The organism is Actinomadura sp. 6N118 (genome assembly GCF_044326415.1).
In the GTDB taxonomy this organism is placed as follows: Bacteria; Actinomycetota; Actinomycetes; order Streptosporangiales; family Streptosporangiaceae; genus Spirillospora.
This window is the reverse complement of the sequence record NZ_JBIRAZ010000015.1, coordinates 1-22,196: the sequence shown is the minus strand read 5'-3', so window position 1 is coordinate 22,196 and position 22,196 is coordinate 1. Positions and strand designations below refer to the sequence as shown.

General features: G+C 70.5%; 21 protein-coding genes, 2 tRNA genes and 1 pseudogene. 6 read left to right on the top strand and 18 right to left on the bottom strand.

Annotated features, from left to right (window positions below; translation table 11 throughout):
- Positions 1 to 12: 12 nt before the first annotated feature.
- The 9 genes from ACH34W_RS33805 to ACH34W_RS33765 form a co-directional block, all read right to left on the bottom strand.
- Positions 13 to 834: a class I SAM-dependent methyltransferase gene (locus ACH34W_RS33805; RefSeq protein WP_395965209.1), complete on the bottom strand. Its 822-nt coding sequence runs from the start codon at positions 832 to 834 to the stop codon at positions 13 to 15.
- The gene (locus ACH34W_RS33800; protein WP_395965208.1) at positions 824 to 1,696 is read right to left on the bottom strand and encodes a hypothetical protein; all 873 of its coding nucleotides are present in this window, start codon (positions 1,694 to 1,696) and stop codon (positions 824 to 826) included. Before ACH34W_RS33800 ends, ACH34W_RS33805 begins: the two co-directional genes overlap by 11 nt.
- Positions 1,677 to 1,988, bottom strand: coding sequence for an acyl carrier protein (locus ACH34W_RS33795; RefSeq protein WP_395965207.1), 312 nt, complete (start codon positions 1,986 to 1,988; stop codon positions 1,677 to 1,679). Before ACH34W_RS33795 ends, ACH34W_RS33800 begins: the two co-directional genes overlap by 20 nt.
- A complete protein-coding gene (locus ACH34W_RS33790) occupies positions 1,976 to 2,869 on the bottom strand; it encodes a diiron oxygenase (protein WP_395965206.1) in 894 nt (297 codons plus the stop codon). Before ACH34W_RS33790 ends, ACH34W_RS33795 begins: the two co-directional genes overlap by 13 nt.
- A 17-nt stretch (positions 2,870 to 2,886) precedes the next feature.
- Positions 2,887 to 3,996, bottom strand: coding sequence for a hypothetical protein (locus ACH34W_RS33785; RefSeq protein ID WP_395965205.1), 1,110 nt, complete (start codon positions 3,994 to 3,996; stop codon positions 2,887 to 2,889).
- Positions 3,997 to 4,018: 22 nt separating this feature from the next.
- Positions 4,019 to 4,285 (bottom strand): acyl carrier protein, encoded by a 267-nt coding sequence (locus tag ACH34W_RS33780; protein ID WP_395965204.1) that lies wholly within the window; start codon positions 4,283 to 4,285, stop codon positions 4,019 to 4,021.
- Between the two features lie 79 nt (positions 4,286 to 4,364).
- The gene (locus tag ACH34W_RS33775; RefSeq protein WP_395965203.1) at positions 4,365 to 5,351 is read right to left on the bottom strand and encodes a ribonucleotide-diphosphate reductase subunit beta; all 987 of its coding nucleotides are present in this window, start codon (positions 5,349 to 5,351) and stop codon (positions 4,365 to 4,367) included.
- Positions 5,348 to 6,340 (bottom strand): PaaI family thioesterase, encoded by a 993-nt coding sequence (locus ACH34W_RS33770; protein ID WP_395965202.1) that lies wholly within the window; start codon positions 6,338 to 6,340, stop codon positions 5,348 to 5,350. Before ACH34W_RS33770 ends, ACH34W_RS33775 begins: the two co-directional genes overlap by 4 nt.
- Positions 6,337 to 8,124, bottom strand: coding sequence for an AMP-binding protein (locus tag ACH34W_RS33765; protein ID WP_395965201.1), 1,788 nt, complete (start codon positions 8,122 to 8,124; stop codon positions 6,337 to 6,339). Before ACH34W_RS33765 ends, ACH34W_RS33770 begins: the two co-directional genes overlap by 4 nt.
- 364 nt (positions 8,125 to 8,488) lie before the next feature.
- Here ACH34W_RS33765 and ACH34W_RS33760 point away from each other — a divergent pair, with 364 nt between their 5' ends.
- The 3 genes and pseudogenes from ACH34W_RS33760 to ACH34W_RS33750 form a co-directional block, all read left to right on the top strand.
- Entirely contained in the window at positions 8,489 to 9,565 is a 1,077-nt protein-coding gene (locus ACH34W_RS33760; RefSeq protein ID WP_395965200.1) for a zinc-binding dehydrogenase, read from the top strand.
- 17 nt (positions 9,566 to 9,582) lie between these two features.
- Positions 9,583 to 10,902 (top strand): aspartate aminotransferase family protein, encoded by a 1,320-nt coding sequence (locus ACH34W_RS33755; RefSeq protein ID WP_395965199.1) that lies wholly within the window; start codon positions 9,583 to 9,585, stop codon positions 10,900 to 10,902.
- Positions 10,899 to 12,329, top strand: a pseudogene (locus ACH34W_RS33750) (cation:proton antiporter); the annotation flags it as partial. The gene ACH34W_RS33755 and the pseudogene ACH34W_RS33750, both read left to right, overlap by 4 nt.
- 174 nt (positions 12,330 to 12,503) lie before the next feature.
- Here ACH34W_RS33750 and ACH34W_RS33745 read toward each other — a convergent pair.
- Positions 12,504 to 13,526 carry an AraC family transcriptional regulator ligand-binding domain-containing protein gene (locus tag ACH34W_RS33745; RefSeq protein WP_395965198.1) on the bottom strand — a complete coding sequence of 341 codons (1,023 nt, stop codon included), beginning with the start codon at positions 13,524 to 13,526 and terminating at the stop codon, positions 12,504 to 12,506.
- Between the two features lie 348 nt (positions 13,527 to 13,874).
- Here ACH34W_RS33745 and ACH34W_RS33740 point away from each other — a divergent pair, with 348 nt between their 5' ends.
- Positions 13,875 to 15,116, top strand: a complete 1,242-nt coding sequence (locus ACH34W_RS33740; protein WP_395965197.1) for a helix-turn-helix domain-containing protein — start codon at positions 13,875 to 13,877, stop codon at positions 15,114 to 15,116.
- 110 nt (positions 15,117 to 15,226) lie between these two features.
- Here ACH34W_RS33740 and ACH34W_RS33735 read toward each other — a convergent pair.
- From ACH34W_RS33735 to ACH34W_RS33720, 4 genes are all read right to left on the bottom strand, one after another.
- Positions 15,227 to 15,299 (bottom strand) — tRNA-Glu (locus ACH34W_RS33735).
- A gap of 114 nt (positions 15,300 to 15,413) precedes the next feature.
- Positions 15,414 to 15,485: transfer RNA gene (locus ACH34W_RS33730), tRNA-Gln, on the bottom strand.
- Between the two features lie 105 nt (positions 15,486 to 15,590).
- Entirely contained in the window at positions 15,591 to 16,226 is a 636-nt protein-coding gene (locus ACH34W_RS33725) for a DUF2461 domain-containing protein (RefSeq protein WP_395965196.1), read from the bottom strand.
- Between the two features lie 13 nt (positions 16,227 to 16,239).
- Complete coding sequence (locus tag ACH34W_RS33720) at positions 16,240 to 17,004, bottom strand: fumarylacetoacetate hydrolase family protein (RefSeq protein WP_395965195.1); 765 nt, start codon at positions 17,002 to 17,004, stop codon at positions 16,240 to 16,242.
- Positions 17,005 to 17,172: 168 nt separating this feature from the next.
- Between ACH34W_RS33720 and ACH34W_RS33715 the strand changes: the two genes are divergently transcribed.
- Positions 17,173 to 17,649: a hypothetical protein gene (locus ACH34W_RS33715; protein WP_395965194.1), complete on the top strand. Its 477-nt coding sequence runs from the start codon at positions 17,173 to 17,175 to the stop codon at positions 17,647 to 17,649.
- Positions 17,650 to 17,658: 9 nt separating this feature from the next.
- Here the strand turns inward: ACH34W_RS33715 and ACH34W_RS33710 are convergent, their stop codons facing one another.
- The 4 genes from ACH34W_RS33710 to ACH34W_RS33695 form a co-directional block, all read right to left on the bottom strand.
- The gene (locus tag ACH34W_RS33710; RefSeq protein WP_395965193.1) at positions 17,659 to 19,047 is read right to left on the bottom strand and encodes a cellulose binding domain-containing protein; all 1,389 of its coding nucleotides are present in this window, start codon (positions 19,045 to 19,047) and stop codon (positions 17,659 to 17,661) included.
- Positions 19,048 to 19,335: 288 nt separating this feature from the next.
- Positions 19,336 to 19,713 (bottom strand): hypothetical protein, encoded by a 378-nt coding sequence (locus ACH34W_RS33705; protein WP_395965192.1) that lies wholly within the window; start codon positions 19,711 to 19,713, stop codon positions 19,336 to 19,338.
- A 193-nt stretch (positions 19,714 to 19,906) separates the two neighbouring features.
- Positions 19,907 to 20,308, bottom strand: a complete 402-nt coding sequence (locus tag ACH34W_RS33700; protein ID WP_395965191.1) for a hypothetical protein — start codon at positions 20,306 to 20,308, stop codon at positions 19,907 to 19,909.
- A gap of 333 nt (positions 20,309 to 20,641) precedes the next feature.
- Positions 20,642 to 20,959: a hypothetical protein gene (locus ACH34W_RS33695; RefSeq protein ID WP_395965190.1), complete on the bottom strand. Its 318-nt coding sequence runs from the start codon at positions 20,957 to 20,959 to the stop codon at positions 20,642 to 20,644.
- Between the two features lie 316 nt (positions 20,960 to 21,275).
- Between ACH34W_RS33695 and ACH34W_RS33690 the strand changes: the two genes are divergently transcribed.
- Complete coding sequence (locus ACH34W_RS33690; RefSeq protein ID WP_395965189.1) at positions 21,276 to 22,154, top strand: GntR family transcriptional regulator; 879 nt, start codon at positions 21,276 to 21,278, stop codon at positions 22,152 to 22,154.
- The last annotated feature ends 42 nt before the right edge of the window (positions 22,155 to 22,196 follow it).

Genomic DNA, 22,196 nt, shown 5'->3' with positions numbered 1-22,196 from the left:
TGTTCTCCTCGCTCAGTGGTCGTTCTCAGAAGAGGGGCGGTGGCCCCACACCGACATCAGGGTCTGCGTGAGCATGTCGTGCTCGGGGTCGTCGAACCGGGCGTGCAGGGCCTCGGCCTCCCCGGCGGTCATATGGCCCTGCTCGATCAGGGTCGGCAGCAGACGGTCGAAGGTCTGCCGGTACATCGGCTCCAGCGGGAACGTCGCGCCGCGCAGCGACAGCACGATCCCCTCGGCGTCCACGTCCCGCAGGCCGATGCTCCGCATGACCGTGGGCAGCCGCCGTCCGAACGCGGTGTCGAACCCGACGGCCCGCAGGAAACCGGAGACCGCACCGATGGCCTTCTCGGCCGCCTCGTTCGGCAGCGCGGGCCCGTACGAGCCCCAGTCGAAGTCCTCGACGAGCACCGCGCCACCGGGCACGAGCACGTCCACCATCTTGCGCAACACGTCCTCGCGCTGCGGGAGGTGGCCGAGCAGCAGCCGGGCGTGGGCAACGTCGTACGGGCCGGCGGGGAGTTCCTCGTTGACGGCGTCGTTCCGTACGACGTCGAGTTGCGGATACTTCTCGGCCAGCGGCTCCAGGAACCGCGGGTCGACGTCGGTGGCGACGACCTGACCGGTAGGGCCGGCCTCCTCGGCCGCCCAGCGGGCGACGCTCCCGCCGCCCGCGCCCAGCAGCAGCACGCGCGCGCCCGGCGCCACGCCGAGCCGGGTCAGCCGGGCGGTCGTGCGCGGGTCGTATGCCGCCTCGATGGCCTCCAGTCGTCGGCGTTCGCCCTCGTCGGCGTTGGACAGGACGTAACCCTTGTCAGACAGCTTCTCATTCGACACTGTTGATCCTTTGGAGCAGGGCGGCCGGGTCTTCGCCGAAGTGGTCGCCGAGCGCGCTCAGCCAGCGTTCGAGGCCGAACGCGACGCAGCCGGTGTACGCAGGCTCGCCGTCGCCGGTGCTGATGTCGCAGCGCTCACCGAAGAAGTTGCGGTGGAAGTTGACCGAGGCGATCGCGAGGGATCCGCCGTAGACGAACTCCTCCTTGACCGGGAAGAGCTTCTGCGACAGGGCGCGCGCCCCGTTCGGGTCGAAGAACGGGTCCGTCGCCGCCTCGACTTCCAGAGGCAGCCCAAGGGCGGCGACATGATCGAGCAACATCTGCTTGAAGTGCTCCAGGTGGGCCAGCACGCTGTCGCGGTCGCCCACGCACACGATCTCCCGCATGGTGAAGCCGCGCAGCCGCCTGAGCCCGTCGAAGTGGTCTTCGCGGCGGAAGCAGTTCGCGACGGTGGTGACCCGCCTCGCCCCGCCGTCCAGCCGTTCGCCCGCCAAGTCGAAGTAGATGCCGTAGCAGGCGGCCGGCGGCAGTACGTGGACCGCCGCCGCCAGCCGCCCGCCCGGCACCGAGTCCACGGGCACCTCACCGGGATATCCCGCCTCGATGGCCTCGCGGCTCAGCCCGCCCGCCAGCATCCCGAGGTGCGGGAAGTTGGCGAAGTAGTCGACCTTGGCGAGGTCCGCGGCCGTCATGAGCGGCGGGTACGCCATGGCGCGCGCTCCCCCGGCCTCGCCCCACGCCGCGAAGCGGGCGTCCAGCGCTGACCGCAGCGCCAGTGCGTCCGGCCCAAGCGTGGCCAAGCCGTCCTGGACCTTCAACCCGGAGTCCCAGGCTGTACGGACCTCAGTCGTCGATGACGTCATGGAGGAACCTCTTGGCGATCCGGTTGACGGTGCGGAAGTCTTCGGGGCTGACCTGGTCGAGGCTGATCTCGCGGCCGGTGTGCTCCTCCAGCGCGTACAGGAAGTTCACGAAGCCGAGGGAGTCGAGCACGCGGCTCTCGATCAGATCCAGGTCGGGATCGATGGAGTCCAGGTCGGGACGCTTGGTCAGCAGGTAGTCGACGATGAAGGCGATGCCGGCCGCGTCCGCAGGCGCGTGAGTCGCGGGGGTCGCGGGAGTCGCGGTGGCCGGCTCGTTGGTCAGTTCGGGCATGCCGGTGGGATCCTGTCGTCGGAGAAGATCTTCTCGTTCACCATGAAGCTCACCGAGCGCCGCAGGACCGTGCGGGTGTAGTCCTCGTGGGCGGGGTCGGCGAGCACCGCGCGGCGGACCTGGTACGGCTCGGGCAGCCCGGCGTCGCGGTAGACCGCGGGGCTGACCATCGAGTCGACCGAAGACCGCATGTACTGCTTGAGGTAGCGCTCCAGCTCGGCCAGTTCGCCCTGGCCGAGGGTGTCTCGGAGCCGTGCGTGCAGCAGCGCGACGGCCTGCCTGCCGAACGCGATGTGCCGTGACTCGTCCTGGTGGTGGACCTGGTTGACCTGCTGGATCGTGGGATGCAGCCGGTCGTCCACGCCCATCCTCTGGTTGAACACGTCCACGATCTCCTCGAAGATCAGCAGCCGCGAGAAGACCAGGAAGTGGTCGGCCTCCGGGATGCCGGGCCCCGCGAAGGCCATGGCCCGGTTGGGGTAGATGCGCCCGTAGTTCAGGCAGAACTTGGCGAAGAACCACATGTGCTCGTTCTCTTCGCCGATGACGTGGTGGAAGTACTCCGACGGGAGGGCGAACTCGTCGGTGTGGATCCGCGCGATCATCTCGGTGAGCAGCTCGCGGATGCCGTGCACGTTCAGGCTGTAGAAGTTGAGGCTCTCCCAACGGCTGACGGCGCGCAGCTGCTTCTCCGTCAGCGTCTTCCCGTACGCGGTGTTGTGCAGGCTCAGTAGCTCCGGGGACATCCACCAGGCGTCCTCGGGAAGCGACTCGGGCCAGTCGAACAGCGTGTAGGGGTCGTAGTAGTCCCGCTGGGACATGGTGACCAACCGGTCGAGCACGGTCTTGAACCGCTCGTCGGTGGCAAGGTCCGGTGACATCTCCGCTCCTCTGGAGGTCAGGAAGTAGGGCGGCCGGTGGCCTGGGTGCCGGACACGGTGCCGGGCACCGCGCCGGGCACGGTGTCGGCGGCCCTGCGGATCACGGTCCGCCGCGTGGGGACGTGCTCGTCCCCGCCGCAGCTGTGGTACGCCAGCCGGGATCCGGCGGGCAGGCCGGTCGGCAGCAGCCGGTTCAGCTGCGATCCCCGGCAGATCTCGGCGAACCGCGGATGCGGAGTGCGCGCGTAGCCCGACAACAACACGAAGATCGGGTCGATCGGCTTGCGCACGCCGTCCTCGTCGACCACCTCGACCCAGGCGTGCGCCAGGTCGAGCATGCCGAGGATCCAGCCGCGCCGGGTGACCGACTCGAACCCCGCCGCGCGGAAGAGCCGTTCCAGGTGCAGGCTCGCCGAGATGCACGGCGCGACGCCGTGCGCGAGGACCCGCTCGTCCTCGCACTGCAGCGCCTCGGGCATCCGCGCCCAGCGCCGTTCCGCCGCCATGAAGTCCTCGACGATCTGGCGGATGACCGGGGACCGCAGTGTGCCGGGCCGCCCCCGGGTCCGCAGCCGCCCGCGCACGCCGAGCCCGGTCGAGCCGCGCGCCGTGATCCAGTCCGGGCCGCGCTCGGCCTCACCGGGCGAGGTCTCCAGCATCAGCACCTCGCCGCCGAACTCCTCCGGCCGCGGCGTGGCCAGCCGCCATGCGGGATCGTCGCCGCACCCTTCCAGGCGGGGGCACTCCAGCTCGACCGAGAACCGCCACTCCAGGGGCTGGAACCAGGAGTCCGGTTCCCCGTTCATCCAGCGCAGCGCGAACTCGATGCTCCGTTCGGGCACCGAGGCCCCCGAGCCGGACGCCAGCGAGAGGTTGAACAGGTCGTACCGGTCGAACAGCTCGGCGCCGGACGGGCCGCCGCAGGGCAGGCCCGCCGCGATGAGGGCGTCGAGCACGCCGTCGCCGCACCGCAACATCTCCAGTGCGCCCTCACGGCTCACGACCTCCTCGCGGTACTCCGCGGGGATGGTGAAGAGCCGCGCGAGCGCCCCCAGCCAGCCTCCGGTGCCGGCCGGAGTCGCGACCTTCACTCCGGACGAGGCCGTACGGGACGTGTCGAGCCGCATGGCGCCCCCTCCCAGATCCAGATCAGGCACCGGCGCCGGACAGCCGTCGCACGAGTTGTTCGACGTCGCCGACCGTGACGACGTCGAAGGCCTGCTCGTCGTCGATCGGCTGCAGCTCGAACTCGGTCTCCAGCACGAGCGCGAGCTCCACGATGGCCACCGAGTCGTAGCCCAGGTCGTTCATCACGTCGTGGTGGGACGCGGCGGTCCGCTCGCCCAGCGGGGACATGCGGCCGATGAGGTCCCGCACGCGCCGTCCCAGGTCTTCGGTCGTCTCCGTGGTCTCCATGTACGCCTCTCTCATTGGTCTGTTCAGCCGTTGAATCCATCGGATGCGGATGCGGATGGTCGGATGTGGACGGGAAGGATCAGGCCGCGGCGGCGCGGCGGACGGGGTGTTCGGTGTCCCAGCGCTCGCGGTATTCGTCCATCGCCTGGTCGCAGCCGGTCTGCCAGGTCTGCGCGGCCTCGGCGCGGAGCTCGGGCAGCCCGATCACGGCGAGCTGGCGCAACATCCGGTCGCGGGCCATGTCCCACTGCCCGGTGAGCTGTGCCGCACGGCTGCGCAGCGCGATCCGCAGCAGGGGGGTGACGGCGCGGGTCTCGGGCGCCACCATCACCCGGGCCGCGAGCTGCGTGCCCGCGAGATAGGTCTCGGCGATGGTGTCGCGGTGCCCGGCGGTCACCCCGTGCCGGGCGGCGATCAGGCCGTACGTCACGTGCCGGGTCTCGTCACGGGTGACGTTGGTGAGGCCCTCGGTCAGCGCCGGGAGCTTGGCCCGCCTCGCCAGCGTCCGCATCGTGCGCAGCGCGGTCGCCGCGAGCACGCCCTCGGTGATCAGGTGGTACTGGACGAGCGCCTGGTACCACGCGGTGGTGCCGCCTTCGCCGGGCTCGCGCACCCGGGCCGTCGAGCGCCGCAGGGTCGGCTCGAAGAGGTTGCCGTACGAGGCGGCGGCCTCCAGTGCCTTGCCGTCGTCGGCATCGTCCATGTCGATCCCGGCGGCGTCGCTGAGGTAGTCCTGGAAGAACCGCACGTGCCGGCCTTCGTCGGCGAGCTGCGTGGCCAGGTAGATGCGGTCGTCCTCGTTCGGCGCGTGGTCGACCAGGGAGCTCAGCGTCTGCACGACGCAGACCTCGCCGACCTCCAGCTCCGCGAGCGCGGCGAGCAGCTCCTGCCGGATGAACGGCCGCATCTCCTGCCAGACAGGGGCGTCTCGCGCGACCTTCACGTCGGCCACGGCCCACTGCTGTTTCTCCCAGCGGCCGTAGAGCTCGCGCGAGGTCGGCAGGGCGGGCAGCGAAGCGTCCTCGGCGTCGGCCGCGTCGGTGATCTCAATGGTCGTGGTGCTCATGCGAACCTCCTGTAGTCCAGGGCGACGGCCAGCTCGGTCAGCGCCTCCGGCCTGCCCTCGACCCGGGTTCCGGGCCGGGTGAGCAGCTCGGCGAGCGGCGCCTTGCCGCGGATCAGCCGCTGCCATTGCTGGAAGGTGCCGTGGAACCGGGCGTCCCAGCCGCCGGGCTGATCGCCGGTCCCGTCGCCGTCCTTGTCACCCGCCTTGTCGCCGGCCTTGTCGCTCTCCTTGTCGCCGTTCAGCGGAGTGGTCCGGAGTTCCCGGTCGTCGGCCTCGACGAGCCAGTCGGCGGGTCGCGCGTCCGCGAAGCGCACGGCCACGCGCAGCGGGGCGGTGAGGCGCCCCGGCTGGAAGATCTCCTGGAGCCCGCCGTTCATCTGCCAGCGCATGAACGCCGAGGGGTCGCCCTTGCTCCAGTCGATGGTGTCGGGGCCACGCTTGCGCGCCTCCATCGCCTTGACCCAGAGCTCGCGCGGCACTTCGAGGAAGACCCCGCGCGCCTCGAAGCAGGGCTGCGCCACGTCGCCCTGTTCCGAGGAACGGGGGGTCACCTCCAGCCGGACGACGACCGACCGGCGCCGCACTTCGTCCACCCAGGAACGGACGGTCAGCGGGATCCCCACGAGCGCGGGCGCCTGGTAGTCGGCCTGCATCCGCCGGGTCATGACGGGCCCGCCCACCTGCTCGGCGGCGACCATCGACATGACCTCGTCAGCCAGGGCCGACATGTAGCCGCCGTGGGTGATGCCCGGGCCGCCCTCGGCGGTCGGCGGCGGGGTGTGCTCGAAGCGCATCTCCTCGCCCTTCCAGGCAGGCCGGATGGCCAGGCCGCGCTCGTTGCCGCCGCCGCAGCCGAAGCAGGTGGGATGGTGCGCGGTGATGCGGTCTGCGGGATCGACAGCGGCCGACGTGGACGCCGTCGTCTCCGTGGTCTCTGTGGTCTCTGTGGTCTCTGTCGTAGTCCCTGTGGTCTCTGTCGTCACGGTCATGACGCGGTCTCCTCTTGCGGCACGGGAGTGGTGACGTCCCAGGGCAGGTCGGCGCGGCCCTCGGCGTCGGCGGCGACGTACACGGGCTCGGCCCCCGACGTGCCGATCCGCAGCGCGTTCCACAGAAATCTCCGCCGCGTCTTGCCGCTGGAGGTGCGCGGGATGATCCCGCGGCGCCCCTTGAAGACCGCGATGGCCACCGAGTCGGAGGTGGCGGCGCGCAACCGCGCCACCGTGTCCTCCACCCAGCTGTCGCTGGAGCTCTCGACGACGGCCGCCGCGACGTCCACGGCGTGGTGGGAGCCGAACACCACGGCGCACCGGCCGGCGCTGATCCCGTCGACCCGGGCGAGCTCGGCCTCCAGGTCCTCGGCGTGGACGCGGCGGCCCCGCACCTTGAGGCTGTCGCCGATCCGGCCCACGACGTAGAGGTGACCGTCCAGCTGGAAGCCGGAGTCGCCGGTGGTCCAGCCGTCCTTGTCGAAGTCGATGGTCCCGTCGACGGTGGCGTAACCCGCGGCCACGGAGGATCCGCCGATCTGGATCTCACCGAACGAGCCCTCCGGAACGCGCGTGCCGTCCTCGTCGACGATCTGCACCCGTACCTGCCGCATCTCGGGCCCGCAGGCGGTGAGCCAGCCCGCGCCCTTGACCCGGTCGACGCCGAGGATCGCGGTCTCGGCCACCCGGACCGGCTCTCCCGGGGTCAGCGCCCGCTCGTCGAGCCGGACGACCGGCGAGCTCACGCCCGGCTTGACGCCGGTCACCCCGAGCGTTCCTTCGGCGAGGCCGTACGCGGGCATCAGTGCCTCGCTGCGGAACCCGCGCGGCCGCAGCAGCGCGGTGAACTCGGCGAGCTCGGCGGCGTCGACCCGTTCGGCCCCGCAGATCGCCACCCGCCAGCCGGAGAAGTCCATCTCCGCGATCTCCTGCTCACGGACGCGGCGGTGAGCGTAGGCGTAGCCGAACGTAGGCGCCGTCGTCATCGTGGCGCCGAGCGATCCGAAGCACTCCAGCCAGCGCAGCGGGGAACGGATGAACTGGTCCGGGGTCATCAGCCACAGGTCGGCTTGCGAGACGAGCGGGGTGAGCAGCCCGCCGATGAGCCCCATGTCGTGGTAGAGCGGCAGCCAGCTGGCGAACGAGTCACCGGGCCCCCACTGCGACCACGTGCGCAACGCGGTGATGTTGTCGTCGAGGTTGTCCCAGGTGACGCGCACACCCTTGGGCCGGCCACTCGACCCCGAGGTGAACTGCAGCAGCGCGATATCCGGCCGCGAGCCGGCCGCACCACCGGCGCGACCAGTGCGACCGGGGTGACGCGGGTGACCGGGGCCGCCGGAGTTTCCGGGCTCGGGGAGGTCCGGCGGCTCGGGCAGCCGTACGAGGGCGTCCGCGAGCCCAACGGCCAGTGCCGCTTCGGCCGCGGCGTCGTACAGCTCGCCGTCGGCGAGGACGAGCGACGGGCGTGCGATCCGGAGCACGCCGGCGACATGCTCGGCGTACTGGGCCCGGCCGCCGAACGTGAGCGGCGTGGCGATCGGTGACGGGGTGAGACCGGCCAGCAGGCAGCCCGCGAATCCGGCCGCGAAGTCGAGGGGGTTCGACAACATCAATGACACGGGCGTGCCCGCCGGGACACCCCGGTCCCGCAGGAACGCCGCCAGGCGCCGGACGTCCGTGGCGAGTCCGGCGTAGGAGTGGAACCGCCACCCGCCGCCGGGAACGGCAAGCCTGATCCCGTGTGATTCGTCCGGTGCTTCCAGCCAGTCGAGTAGCCCCACTGTGGATTCCCGTCCTGAGTGAACGTCGTGACTTCGGCAGGCCACGAGGCCGCCGACTACGAGTCAGAACGGTGTCATGGCATTTCTTCGAGCGTCAATGTCCAAACTCGTGATCCCAGCGTGATGAGGCCATTTTCTGTGCCGCTGCACAAAAAATGGGGACCGGTTGTGCAGCCACACAACCGAACCCCCCAAGGCACTCATTCACCTGCGTCAATACCCCTGCTGCCCAGGTGACGCCACCTTAATGGAACGCGCCAAAATATGCGATGTCAATCAGGTTGAAAATCAGCCTTGAGCATTCCCGGATTTTCGCCCTACATTGAATCGACCCCGGCGGCGGCGACGAATACGAGGAGACGGCATGGTAATGGCGGTGATCGTTCACGAGTCCGGCGGCCCATGGAAGGCCGAGGACATCGTGCTTCGCGACCCGGGGCCGGGACAGGTGCGGGTGCGCATCGCCGGCGCGGGACTCTGCCACTCCGATCTCTCGTTCGCGGACGGGACCCTGCCCGGCGCGTTCCCCGCGGTGCTCGGCCATGAGGCCGCAGGCACGGTCATCGCGGCAGGCCGCGGAGTCGGCTCGCCGCGCGTCGGTGACAAGGTCGTGCTCACCTGGAGCCCGCCCTGCGGCGAGTGCTGGCACTGCGTGCACGACGAGATGCATCTGTGTTCCCAGGTAGGCGAGCCGTCGGCGCCGTTCGCCGAGCTCTCCGACGGCACGCCGCTCTACCCGGGCCTCGGCGTCGGGGCCTTCGCCGAAGAGACCGTCGTACCCGCCGCAGCGGCCATCCCGGTGCCTGAAAGCCTTCCACTCGACGTCGCGGGCCTGCTCGGCTGCGCAGTCGCCACCGGAGTGGGGGCGGTGCTCAACACGGCGCGCGTCACGGCGGGCGAGTCGGTCGCCGTGATCGGGCTCGGCGGCGTCGGGCTGTCGGCCGTCCAGGGAGCGCGTATCGCGGGCGCCGAGGTGGTCTTCGCCGTCGACCCGTCCGAGGAGAAGCGCGATCTCGCCGCGCGCCTCGGCGCAACCCACGTCGCGGCGCCCACGCTGGCGATGGGCGGCAGGCTGCGCAAGCTCACCGGCGGACGCGGCGCCGACCACGTCATCGAATGCGTCGGGCGCGCGACGACGATCCGGAGCGCGTGGAGCCTGGCCCGGCGCGGCGGCCGGGTGGTGGTGGCAGGAGCGGGTGCCCGCGACGACTTCGTGCGGTTCAGCGCGCAGGAGCTCTTCCTGCAGGCACGTACCTTGCAGGGCTGCGTCTACGGCTCGGTCGAACCGGCCACCGACATTCCCACCTACGCCGCCCTCGCGCTCACCGGCGAGCTGGACCCCGCCGCCATGGTCACCGCGCGGTCCCCGCTGGCCGACGCCGGCGCGGCAGCCGAGGCGCTGGCACGCGGCGAAGGCGCCCGGACCCTGCTCATCCCCTGACCGGAGGCGGACACACCATGCAAGCGACGCAGCGAACGACCCGGCAAACGACCGAGGGCACCACCGAGCCCGAGCCCGAGCACACGGCGGCGCGTTCACGCGAAACGATCGTCGCGGACTACGAGCGGCACATCGGCCGGGCGGCCGCCCGGCTCGCCGGCCAGACAGGCCAGCCCGTCGAGGTGCGTTCCGAAGGCGCCCTGGTCTGGGACGAGGAAGACCGGTCCTACCTCGACTGCGGTGGCTACGGCGTCTTCATCCTCGGCCATCGGCACCCGGCCGTCCTTGACGCCGTCCGGCGGCAGCTCGACCGGCACCCGCTGGCCACACGCAGCCTGCTGTCCGGCGAGCTGGCCGAAGCGGCACGGCGCTTGGCCGCCGTGTCCCCCGCCGGGCTGGAACGGGTCTATTTCGCCTGCACCGGGGCCGAGGCGGTCGAGGCCGCGCTCAAGCTCGCCCGTGCCGGGGGCCGCCGCCGCGTCATCGCGATGGCGAACGGCTTCCACGGCAAGACTCTCGGCGCGTTGAGCGTCACCGACCGGCTCGCGTTCCAGGCGCCGTTCCGGCCCCTGCTCCCCGACATCACGACCGTGCCGTTCGGAGACGCCGAAGCGCTGCGGGGGGCACTGGCCGCCGACGGCGGCAAGGCGTGCGTGATCCTCGAACCCGTGCAGGGCGAGGGCGGCGTGCGCATCCCGCCACCCGGTTACCTGCGCGAGGTCGCCGACGCGTGCGGCGAGGCGGGCGCGATGCTGATCCTGGACGAGGTCCAGTCGGGACTCGGCCGGCTCGGCACCTGGTGGGGATGCGATGCCGAGGGCGTACGGCCGGATCTGCTGCTGACGGGCAAGGGGCTGGGCGGCGGGTGCCTCCCGGTGAGCGCCGTCGTCGCCACCGAGGCCGCGTTCGCGCCGCTCGACCGCAACCCGCGGTTGCACAGCTCTACGTTCTCGGGCTATCCGCTGGGCATGGCCGCGGTCACCGCTACGCTGGAGACCATCGAACGCGAGGAGATCCCGGCGCGCGCGCAGTTGCTCGGCAAGCGGCTGTACGAGCACGTCGTCGAGGCCTCGCACGCGGCCGGCCCCGAACTCGTGCGCGAGGTACGCGGGCGCGGGCTGCTGATCGGCGTCGAGCTCTCGCACCCGCGCGTCGCTGGACGGTTCATGCGCGAACTGCTGGCCCGGCGGGTGATCGCCGCTCACTCACTCGGCACCGACACCGTAGTGCGCTTCACCCCGCCCGCAACGCTCAGCGAGACCGAGGTCGACTGGTTCGCCAACGCCGTCGGCGAGGCCATGGCCCGGCTCGGTGACGCCGAAGAGCCCGCCACATGACGGGGAGCGGGCAGGAGACCGGCGAAACGGGACGGACCGGGGAAACTGGACGGGCCGGGGAAACTGGACGGGAGAGCGGCGGAACGGGACGGGAGACCGCGGCGGGGAGCATGCCGCGGCCCACGTCGCCCGGGCGGCGCCGCCTCGTGACCGTGAGCATCCTGTTCGCCGGGATCCCCGCCGCCGTCGTGGCGGCCGTCCTGACCACGCTCGGCTCGGACGGCCGGAACGCCGGAGGCGGCCATCAGGGGCTCGGGGTGGGCGCGCACTTCCTGCTCGCCGCCGCGCTGGTGCTGCTGGCCGCGTGGACCGGCGGCAGGCTGGCCGTACGGCTCGGCCAGCCTCCGGTCATGGGCGAGATCCTCGCCGGGATCGCGCTCGGGCCGTCACTGCTCGGCGCGCTCTCCCCCGAGACGATGCGGTGGTTGTTCCCGGACCAGGTGCGGCCGATGTTGTCGGCACTGGCCCAGCTCGGCCTGGTGCTCTTCATGTTCGAGGTCGGGCGCGAGCTGGCCGCCGTGCGGTTGCGCGGCGCGGCCCACTCGTTCGTGCTGGTCGCCGTGGCCTCGATGTCCGTCCCGTTCGCCACCGGCATGGCCGCCGCTCCCCTGCTCACCGACGGCAACACCGGCCCGGCCGGCACGCCCGCCGCGTTCGCGCTCTTCCTCGGCTGCGCGCTGAGCATCACCGCGTTCCCCGTGCTGGCGCGCATCCTCACCGACCTGAGGCTGACCCGCACCCTGCCGGGGCGCATGAGCCTCTTCGCGGCGGCGGGAGGCGACGGCGTCGCGTGGCTGATGCTGGCCGTCGCGCTCGCCACGGCGGGCGGCCAGAGCCCGGGGGCGCTGGCACTGACCGCCCTCGGTGCGGTGGCTTACTGCGCGGTCCTGCTCGGCACCGGGCGGCGCGTCCTGCTCTCACTTCCCGCCCTTCGCAAGCCCGGCCCTGCGGCAGGCATCGTGCTGGTCGCCGGGGTGGCCGTGTCGGCGGCGATCACCGAGGCGCTCGGGCTGCACGCGCTCATCGGGGCCTTCCTCTTCGGGATCGCGTGGCCGCCGGGCCATCCGGTCGCGGAGACCGCCGCGGACCGGACGAACTCGGTGGCCCGGCCCGTGCTGCTGCCGTTCTACTTCCTGCTGTTCGGCCTCACGTTCGATCTGGGCGCGGCGGGGCTCACCTGGGCGACGGCCGGGCTGACCGGGCTGCTGCTGGCGCTGGCGATCGCGACCAAGTTCCTGGGTGCGGCGCTCTGCGCGCGCCTGACCGGGGTTTCCGGCCGCGACTCGGTGGCGCTCGGAATCCTCGTCAACACGCGCGGGCTCACCGAGATCGTGGTGCTGATGACCGGGCGCGAGGCGGGCATCATCAACGACCGGCTGTTCACCGTCCTGGTCGTCGTCACGCTGATCACCACCCTCATGACCGCTCCCCTGCTGCGCGCGGCCGGCCTCCATCCGGGTGCCGCGACGGACGACCCCGGCGACGACCCGGGCACGGGCGCGGACCCCGGCCCAGCGTCCGGCGAAGGCTCAGCGTCCGGCGAAGGCTCAGCGTCCGGCGAAGGCCCAGCTTCCGGCGAAGGCTCAGCGACCGGCGGAGGCTCAGCGCCCGGCGAACTCGCGGGGGGACGAGCCGGTCCAGCGTTTGAACGCGTGGGTGAACGCCGCGGGACCGGCGAACCCGACCTGACGGGCCACATGGAGCGACGGGACCCCCTGGAGCAGCAGTTCCTCGGCGAGCGCGCGCCGGGCCTCGGTGACGATGGCGCTGAATGAGCTGCCCTCCTCCGCCAGCCGCCGGCGCAGTGTGCGCTCGCTCATTCCCAGCTCGGCGGCCGCGCTGCTCATGCTCGGCAACGTGGGGAGCCGCCGCAGGACGTGCTCGCGCAGGACGTCCGGGAGCGTGAGCCGGGCCCGGCGCTGAGCCAGCAGCTGCCGGCACTGGTCCTCGATCATGTCCAGCATCGGCCGGTTGGCGAGCGGCATCGGCTCACTGAGCACGTCCGGGTCGATCCGCACCGCGTGCATGCTCCGGCCGAACGACACCTTCACGCCGAACGTGTCCTCGTACAGGCAGGCGTGCGGGGGACGCGGCCCGGCCATCTCCACGCCGATCAGCCAGTCGTCCCCCGAGATCAGATCGCCCAGCAGCCGGATGGTCGCGCTCAGCGAGCGCTCGGCGAAGAACCCCCGCACGTCGGCGGGCAACCGCGCGCTGCTGATGCCCACCCGGAGTTCACCGTCGTGCTCCTCCGAGGTGATGCCGCAACACGAGTACGTCAGGTCCAGGTACCGGAACGCGAACGTCAGCGCGTCCTTGACCGACGGCGAGCAGAGCATCCCCCAGCCGAGCACGCCGTACACGCTCAGCCGGTAGCGGCTCGCCATGACCAGCCCCAGCGCGGGAATGTGGGCGAGCTCACGCATGACGTTGCGGGCGAGCGCGAGCTCCTGCTCCAGCCGGATCGTCGCCTTGGCGTCCGCAAGGACGGCGGGCGCGATGCCGGTGCCCTCCAGGCAGCGTTCCTGGGGCACGCCGTGCTCCCCCGCGACCTGCACCATCACATGTGCGCTGACCGTCCCGAGAACGGGCAGCCGAGAAGGATGAGCCGGGTGCGCGTCCACACCACTGGCTCCTTCCGGGCGCGCCAAGCGCATTACGCCCCCTTGCCCCCATCAGCGGAATGCCGCCAGACCGCCACCTCCTCATACAGCGGGGCCGGTCTCAAAGACCTGGGAGACGCATGGCGATTGGCCGCAGCAAGCAAGTCCTTGGCCTCTGCCGACAATAACAACGAGAGTCTCGGCATGTAACCTTCTCTTACAAACCGGTCAGGAGGGATCGACTCAACCGGTGATTGCCATCCCCCGTTGGGTGTCTTTGGACCTGTGATCCAACGTTCACGGGTACCACCCCGAGGCATTCATTTCCCCGCTACTCCAAATGTGAAGACAGACAGAGTGGAGAGGGACATGCCGACCGGCCGGACTGATGCGACATCACTCCGAAGGCCAGTTACCGCCCCGGCATCCAGAGAGGAATCGGCGGTTCATCGCGAACGTGCCCTGCGCGCCCTGCGCGGGCACCTGCCAGAGCTGACCGACGTGGTCGTCAGCGCACTGCGCGCCTCCGAGCCCGCCTACCGGCACGGCGGGATCCCCCCGCAGGAGCCGCCGTTGTGGATCGGGAGATCGATCGACCTGGCGCTCGACGCCTTCCGGATGCCGCCCGAAGAACGGATCGGAACACTCGACTGGCCGCGCAGGCTCGGCGAGCGCCGGGCCCGCCAGGGCGTGCCCATGCAGGCACTGCTGCGCGCCTACCACATCGGCGGAAAGGTCATCTGCGACGCGTTCACCCAGTGGGGCTTCGAAGAAGGGGTGTCACCCGCGCACAGCATCTCGCTGATCGACGACGCGTGGGACGTGGTCGACCGGCACTCGTCCGCCGCGCTCGAGGCGCTGCGCTCCACCGAAGCGGAGCTGCCCGGCCGTCAGGTCGCGGCGGCGCTGCTGGACGCCCTGCTCAACGGCGAGACCGACCACGCCACGGCCGACGTGGTGGCGCGCGCCTTCGCGCTCCCCGAGGAGGGCCGCTACGTCGTCGTGGTGCAGCGGCCGGCCGACGGCCCCGCCGCACCGCTGGAGCCGGCGGAGCTGCCCGTACGGGTCCACGGCGTCCGGGTGATCTGGCGGATGCACGGCGAGAGCGCGATCGGGGTGGCCGTCCTGGGTGAGCTCTCCGCCGCCGCGTTCGGCGCCGCCCTCCCCACCCGCGGCAGCCGCCGCACCGGGGTGAGCGTCGCCGTCGAGGGCCTCACCGAACTCGGCCGCGCCCGGCAACTCGCCGAGCTCGCGGCGCGCACGCTCTCCAACGGGCACGGCCTGGCCACCCTGGATGACCGGCTGTCCGCGACCATGCTGACCGTCCGCCCCGACCTCGCGCGCGAGCTCGAACTGCGGGTGCTCGCCCCGATCCTCGCGCTCGACCAGCCGAGCCGGGACCTCCTGCTGGACACGCTCGCCGCCTGGCTGGAGGCGGAAGGATCGGCGACCCGGGCGGCGGAGTCGCTCTACTGCCACCGCAACACCGTGCTCAACCGGCTGCGCCGCCTGGAATTGCTCACCAAGCGCTCGCTCGACAATCCCAAAGATCTTGTCGAGGTCACTTTGGCGCTTGAGGCGTTCAACCTCCGCATAGGCATCCGCCGCTAATCACCGATTCCCGCGCCGGAAAACGGCGCGGGAATCCAGCACGAAATGACAAAAAACCCAGATCAACCAAAAAAGGACCGACGGTGGGAACCGCCAGCCCTTTTCATACGTACCCCCGAGCGGATTCGAACCGCCGTTACCGCCTTGAGAGGGCGGCGTCCTAGGCCACTAGACGACGGGGGCCTGGATCTTCGTTCGGCCTTTGCGATCTTCCGCTCGGGCCTCGCCCAGCTTACCGGACGATACCCCCTCGTTCGAACCGGCTTCTCACGAAACCATCGTGATCGAGGGGATCAGCTGGGGTACCAGGACTCGAACCTAGACTAACTGAACCAGAATCAGTCGTGCTGCCGATTACACCATACCCCAGTGCGGTAGGGCGGCCTTCCGGTCGCCTGCGCCTCGAAGAGAATACAGGACCCGGGGACCTGGACCAAAACCGATTGGCGGGACGGCCCGGCCGCGCGACGGACGCTATCGGGTGAAGTCGGGCGGGCCGATGTGTTCGCTGCCCCACTCCACGAGCGGGCGGAGGCGGCGCCAGGACTCCCGGACCCTGTCCACGACCTCGCGCGTGCGCATCCAGGGGTCGGCGGGCCAGCCCTCATGGGCGTACAGGGACCGGTGGCGGAGCAACTCGATGCGCGGATGATCTTCGGAGAAGCCTCGCGGGCGGGTCTTGAGGCGGTCGCCGTCGATCTCCATGCCGGTGGCGCGGAGATCGTCGACGATCGCCTCCAGCGCCTTGCCCGTGGACTCGGTGTCCACGGCCGCGCGGTACTGCCGTAGCTGCTCGGGCGTGGGCGCGTACATGCCGCCCGCGACCATCAGGCCGTCGGCGTCGACCTGGAAGTAGAACCCGCTGCTGGTGTATCCGCCCTGGTGTGTCTTGTAGGGCGACTTGTCGTGGCTGAAGCGCACGTCCCGGTAAGGCCTGAACATCTTGGCCGCGCCGAACTCCGGCTCCAGCTCCGCCAACAGCTCGATCATGGGATCGCGAACGCAGCGTTCGTACGTCTCCTTGTGCGCTGTCCAGTAGGTCTTGCTGTTGTCGGCGAGCAGTCCCTCGTAGAACTCGAACGCCTCGTCGGTGAACCCGGTGAACGCCATGCGCCTCTCCTTGTCAGTCGCGCGCGACGACCCGGTTGGTGAGGCTCCCCACACCCTCGACCGTCACCGTGACCTCGTCGCCGATCTCCAGCGGCCCGACGCCGGCCGGGGTGCCGGTGAGGATCACGTCGCCGGGCAGCAGGGTCATGACCTGGCTCACGTACTCGACAAGAGTGGGGATGTCATGCGAGAGCTGCGACGTCCGCGCGTCCTGGCGGACCTCGCCGTTGACGGTGGTGGAGATCGCGAGGTCGGCCGGGTCGGCGTCGGTCTCGATCCACGGGCCCAGCGGGCAGAACGTGTCGAAGCCCTTGGCCCGGGTCCACTGGCCGTCCTTCTTCTGCAGGTCCCGGGCGGTCACGTCGTTGGCGCAGGTGTAACCGAGGATCACGTCGGCGGCGCGGGCGGCGGGCACCTCGCGGCACATCCGGCCGATCACGACGGCCAGCTCGCCCTCGAAGTCGACCCGTTCGCTGAGCTTCTCGGGATAGGCGATCGCCTCACCGGGGCCGATCACCGCGGTGGACGGCTTGGCGAAGATCACCGGCTCGGCGGGCGCCTCCCCGCCCATCTCGCGCGCGTGCTCGGCGTAGTTCTTGCCGATCGCGATGACCTTGCTGGGCAGGATGGGCGCGAGCAGCCGCACGTCGGCCAGCGGGAACCGCTGGCCGGTGAAGGCGAGCTCGCCGAACGGATGGGCCGCGACGGCGGCGATGGTGTTCTCTTCGACCACGCCGAAGGACATGCCGTCCTCGGCGGAGAACCTCGCGATACGCATGGTCAAAAGCCTAGTCCCCCGTACCGCCGACACGGTTCCCCCGATACCCCCAGGTCCAGGCTTGAAATCGCCGAAAGCTACCCTTCTCCGGCCGGGGCTGGAAGCATGGACGGCATCGTTGAGCGGATGCCCCAGACCCCGAAAGAGCCGCCGGAAGGTCCCCCTCCCATGGCCCAGCCGAACGTCGGAGCTCGCATCGAGCCCGTCCAGCAGGTGACGATCGTCCGCAGCGACCGCGCCCACACCTTCGAGGTGTTCGTCAGGCGCATCGGACGCTGGTGGCCTGGCCGTCCCTTCTCGTTCGGCGAAGGCAGACCGGACATGGTCCACATGGACGAGGCCCTCGGCGGCCGCGTCCACGAGACGTGGGCCGACGGCACCGAGCACGACTGGGGCCGCGTCACGGTCTGGGAGCCGTCCGCCAGGCTGGCCCTCACCTGGGAGATCCCGCCGGCCGCGGGCACGGAGGTCGAGGTGCGGTTCTCGGCACTCGGCCCCAACCTGACGCGCGTCGAGCTGGAGCACCGGGGCTGGGACAAGCTCCCGCCGGAGCAGCTGACCGCCGCGGCGGCCGTGCCCGGCGGCTTCGGCGAGGCCTGGAGCCTGATCCTGGGCCGCTTCGCGGCGGTCGCCGAAGCCGGCTGACCGGACCCGTCAGAAACCGCACGCCTTTCCGTTGATCTTGCAGCCCTTCGGGTTGGCCGCGGCGCCGGAGGCGCCGTACTGGATCTCCCACGTGGCGCCCGGCTGCACCGGCGGTGCGCCCTTGAGAGGCTGGATCTCGACGCGGGTGCCCTTGCGCACGAGGCGGCCGCCCCAGATGTTCTTGACGTTGGCACCGGGCGCGTCGAACGTGATCTTCCACGACCTCATCGGCTTGCCGGTCCGGTTGGTGAAGACCATCCGGCCCTCGTAGTAGCCCGGGTCCTGCTGCATCAGCTGGTAGGTGACGCCGTTGCCGGACACCACCGGGCCGACCGCCGGCGCGGTGGGCACCGGCGACACCGGGGCCGTGGGCTGCACGGCGCCAGTACCGGTCGGCGTGGGCGTCGCGGTCCCCGTGGCCGTGCCGGTCGGCGTCGCACTCGCGGTGGGAGTGACCGACAGGGCGGGCTTGTTGGCGCCGGTCTCCTTCGACCCTCCGTCACGCTGCCACAACACGGCGCCGACCGCGGCCACGGCGAGGATGACCACCACCGCGCCGACCGCGACCAGGAGGATCGGTCGCCGGGACTTGCCGCGCGCCGCCGGTCCCTGAGGCATCGGCGCCGCGGGCATGGGCGGCCCGGGCATCGGCGCACCGGGCATGGGCGGCGGTGGCGTCGGGGAGGTCGCCTGCTGCGACGGGACGCCGCCCGACGGCGACGCGAACGGCTGCTGGGACGGCACGTTCGGCGGCGGCTGATGCGACGCGGCGGCGGGCTGCTGGTGGACGTCGGGGGCCGGCGGCGCGAGGAACGGCGGTGTCCCGGCGGGCGGCTGCGCCGCTGCCTGTGCGGGCGCGGTCTCCTCCTCCGCACCGAAGTGCACGGTCCACAGATCCTGCTCGTCCGGCACGGCGGGCTGCACGCTCCCGACCGGCGGCTGCTCACTCCCGACTGGCGGTTGCGTGCTCGCGACTGGCGGCTGCTCGTTCACCACCGGCGGCGGCTCCTCCGCCACTGCCGGCTGCTCGTTCGCCGCCTGGGGCGCCGTCGCCTCCTCCGCGGCCGACACCGGGGACGACAACGCGCCACCGGCGACGGGAATGTCGGGCTCCTCGAACGTGTCGACGGCGAAGTCCGTCACAGTCGCCGGCTCCTCGATCGCGAAGTCCGTGACCGTCGCCGGCTCCGGCTCCGGCGCTTCGACCGTGAAGTCCGTCACGGTCGCGGGCGGCTCGGCGGCCAGCGGCACGTCGTCCTCCGGGAAGTCCTCGTACGTCGCCTCGGGGTCGTCCACCGGCTGGTCGACCATGGTCGACTCGGCGTCCTTCCCGGGGAGCTGGAACTCCGCGGTTGTCTTGTGGTCCGGGGGAACGTACCCGGGCTCCTGACCGCTCACCTCGTCACCTTCCAGTGCCTCGATCTCACTGGTGTCCGACGACGACCAAGGCCGTTCGGTTCGCACGGTTCGCGGCGTTTCGCCGCTGACAAGGTAAAAAAGGCGTGCGCAGCTAGGGCGTGTCTCAGAGTCGGCGCCCGTAGCGAGCGGCGTCCAGGTGCGTGCATCGCGGGGGCGGAGGAGGGAGTCGGCCCGGGTTTGGCCGTCGACTGACGACAACTCCGCGAGGTGCGTGCCTGGGCGTCGCGCAGTAGGGCAGCTGGCTTTGAGACACGCCCTAGGGCGCGCTCAGCCCGCGGTAGCGGGTTCGAGGCCGCGGCGGGCGGCCTGGCGCTGGTGCCGGTTGAGCATGTCGGTGACGAGCTCGATCGCGTCCGGCGTGGTGACGCCCTGTGCCCCGGAGAGCCAGCGGGTGGCCTCGGCGAGCAGCTGCTCGGAGGAGTCCGGTGACCCGGCGGGCTGCTCATCGGCGAGTCGGCCGAGCACACCGCCGAGCTTCAGCGCGGCATCGGGCCTGGCGGACTCCGCGGCGCGGCGGAACCACTCGGCGGCCTGCTGCAGATCACCTTCGCGCTCGTGCTGCTCGCCGAACTGGTAGGCCAGGTCCGCGAGCGAACCTTCCGACACGCGCCCGGTGGACTCCAGGCGCCAAGGTCGGACGGGCATGCGATCACTCCGGACGTAGGGACTCAGGAACTGGCGGGTGCGAAACAGGCACACCCCTTTCGCGGGGCAGGCCGCGCCAACCAATGGTGGCGGGCTCCTCCGACTTCCGCCACCGCTTTACGCAAGTTTCCCGGCTTTGTCAGTGTACGAGTCGTTACGAACCGTAGCCGGGAATCTGTCCCCGAGCCGGCGGTCAGACCTTGTAACCGGCCAGTTTGTCATCGAGGCCATCTCGCACGGCCGTGTAGGCACGGTATGCGGTCGGCGACTCGACGCGGCCGGTCTCGACCAGCCAGGCCGCGTGGCCGGGTTCCAGGAGAACGCCGCCGCCGAGCGGGACCGGATCGGCCAGCACGGTGCGTTCGCCGGGGGCGCCAGAGACGAATCGTCCCCTGATGAACCCCTCGGACTCGTTCCACACCAGGGCATCGGTGCCCAGGATGAACGTGGCGTCGCGGGGGCACATGGGGTCGAGCCAGACGTTGCGCAGGTCAAGGTCTCGGGCGTCGAACGCTTCGGCCACCTGAGTGATGTAGCCGCGGATGGCGTCTACCTGCGGGAGAACATGTGGCAGGGGGCGAGTGGGGGCAGTCACGACAATGTCCCTCTCTGCAGCTTGCAAGCATTATGAGGGAAAAATTGCAAGATGTCCTTTTCTCTCCGCCCCATGACGACAGGCCGATCTGGACATTGGCCACATCGGCCACTCGTCTCCCTTCCGCCCCTGACCCCGTGAGACGGAAGTATTGATCAGGTCAGGTGAAAGTGTGCCGCTCTATCGGGATCCACCTGCCCTGCTGAAACAGAAAGCGTTCCTCCCTTCACCGGCAGTAGGCGGGAACACGGGAATCCGAGGAACAAGGCGATGGCCGGATCCGGCCATCGCCTTACGCCTGGCATTCCTTCGTCCCATGAAGCACTCATACCTTCAGGAGCGTCTGGCGAGACCCAGGCCCGGCACGAACACACCCGCCACGAGAACGAGCGCGAACACCACGACCGAGCAGGCCAGCGTCCACGTCGCGGGAGCGTTCGCCCAGCGCCCGACGCCCGCTGTGGTCACCAGGCCGGTCAGCCCCGCCGCGACCACGACCGTGAATCCATACGAGGCCCCCCGCGAGGCGTCGGCGGCCGGTACCCGCTCGATGACGAACAACGGGTCCGCCCTCGTCGTCGGGTTGCCCTCCGTCAATGTGAGGTCGTCGCCCTCCGGGACTTGGGTGTCTTCCACCCGGCTTCTCTCCACCGACCTCTCCTTAGGTCGTCCGCCCTATCAGCTGTTACAGCCGGACCAGGTGTTGGTTCGTTGGACGAATCCTGAACATCTGGTCACTCAGCTGGTAACCTTGCCCCACTCGCCTCACTCGTCGACTTGTACCTACAAGTTCGGTGGTCCGGTGATACCCTCTTCATAAGGGCTTAACACCTCGAATTGGTTCATCTCTTACGGATCGTCTACTTGCAGGGCAACTAGGGCGAAGTAGAAGATCTATCTCAGTGGGACGAACCCGAGGCTCGACGCGGCAGTCTCACCCCGTGTGGGCGGGAAAGGAGCGGACCGGATGGCAGCGCGGCGCTGGCGCGAAGTCGCCGATGATCTGCTGCAACGCATCGAGAACGGGGACTTCCCGCGGGAGAAGGACGGCGGGCGGCGCAAACTCCCACCCGAGAGCGAGCTGCAGAGCCTGTACGAGACGTCCCGGAACACGATTCGCGAAGCCCTGGACTTCCTGGCCAACCGTGGCCATGTCGTCTCCGAGCAGGGCAAGGGGACGTTCATCGTCTTCCGGCCGGAGCCGGTGCATGTGACCCTCTCGGCCGACGAGTTGGGTGTCGGCCCGGGCGGCGGCGAGGGCGAGTGGTACAAGCGCGACGCCGCCGGGCAGAACCGCACACCGACGAGCTCGGTGCCGCGCGTCGAGATCCAGGTCGTGTCCGAGCAGCTCGCCTGGTACCTCCAGGTGGAGCCGAACACGCAGGTCGTGTCCCGGCACCAGCAGATTTACCTCGACAACGAACCATGGTCCATGCAGACCTCGTACTATCCACTGGACTTTGCTCTCAAGGGCGGCGCCAGCAAGCTCCTGGAGGCCCACGACATCCCCGAGGGCGCGGTGAAGTATCTCGGCGAGACGTTGGGCTACAAGGAGGTGGGCTATCACGACGAGATCAGCGCCCGCGCTCCCGACGACAACGAAAAACGTTTCTTCGCCCTCGGCGACTCGGCGGCGGACGTGGTCTTCGAGACGATCCGCACCGCCTATGGCAACGAGGGCAAGGCCTTCCGTCTCACCGTGACGGTATGGCCTGCGGACCGTAACCGCTTGCACTACAACGTGGGCGCGGTCCCGACCAGAGTCATGCGGGCTCCGACCCAGGCCGACGCGGCCGACGGCAAGGCCATCCGCAAGCCGGGCACCACACCGGCCAGCAAGTCGTGACTTATGTGGGGGGCGAGTCTTTGTGGGGGGACGACCCCCCAC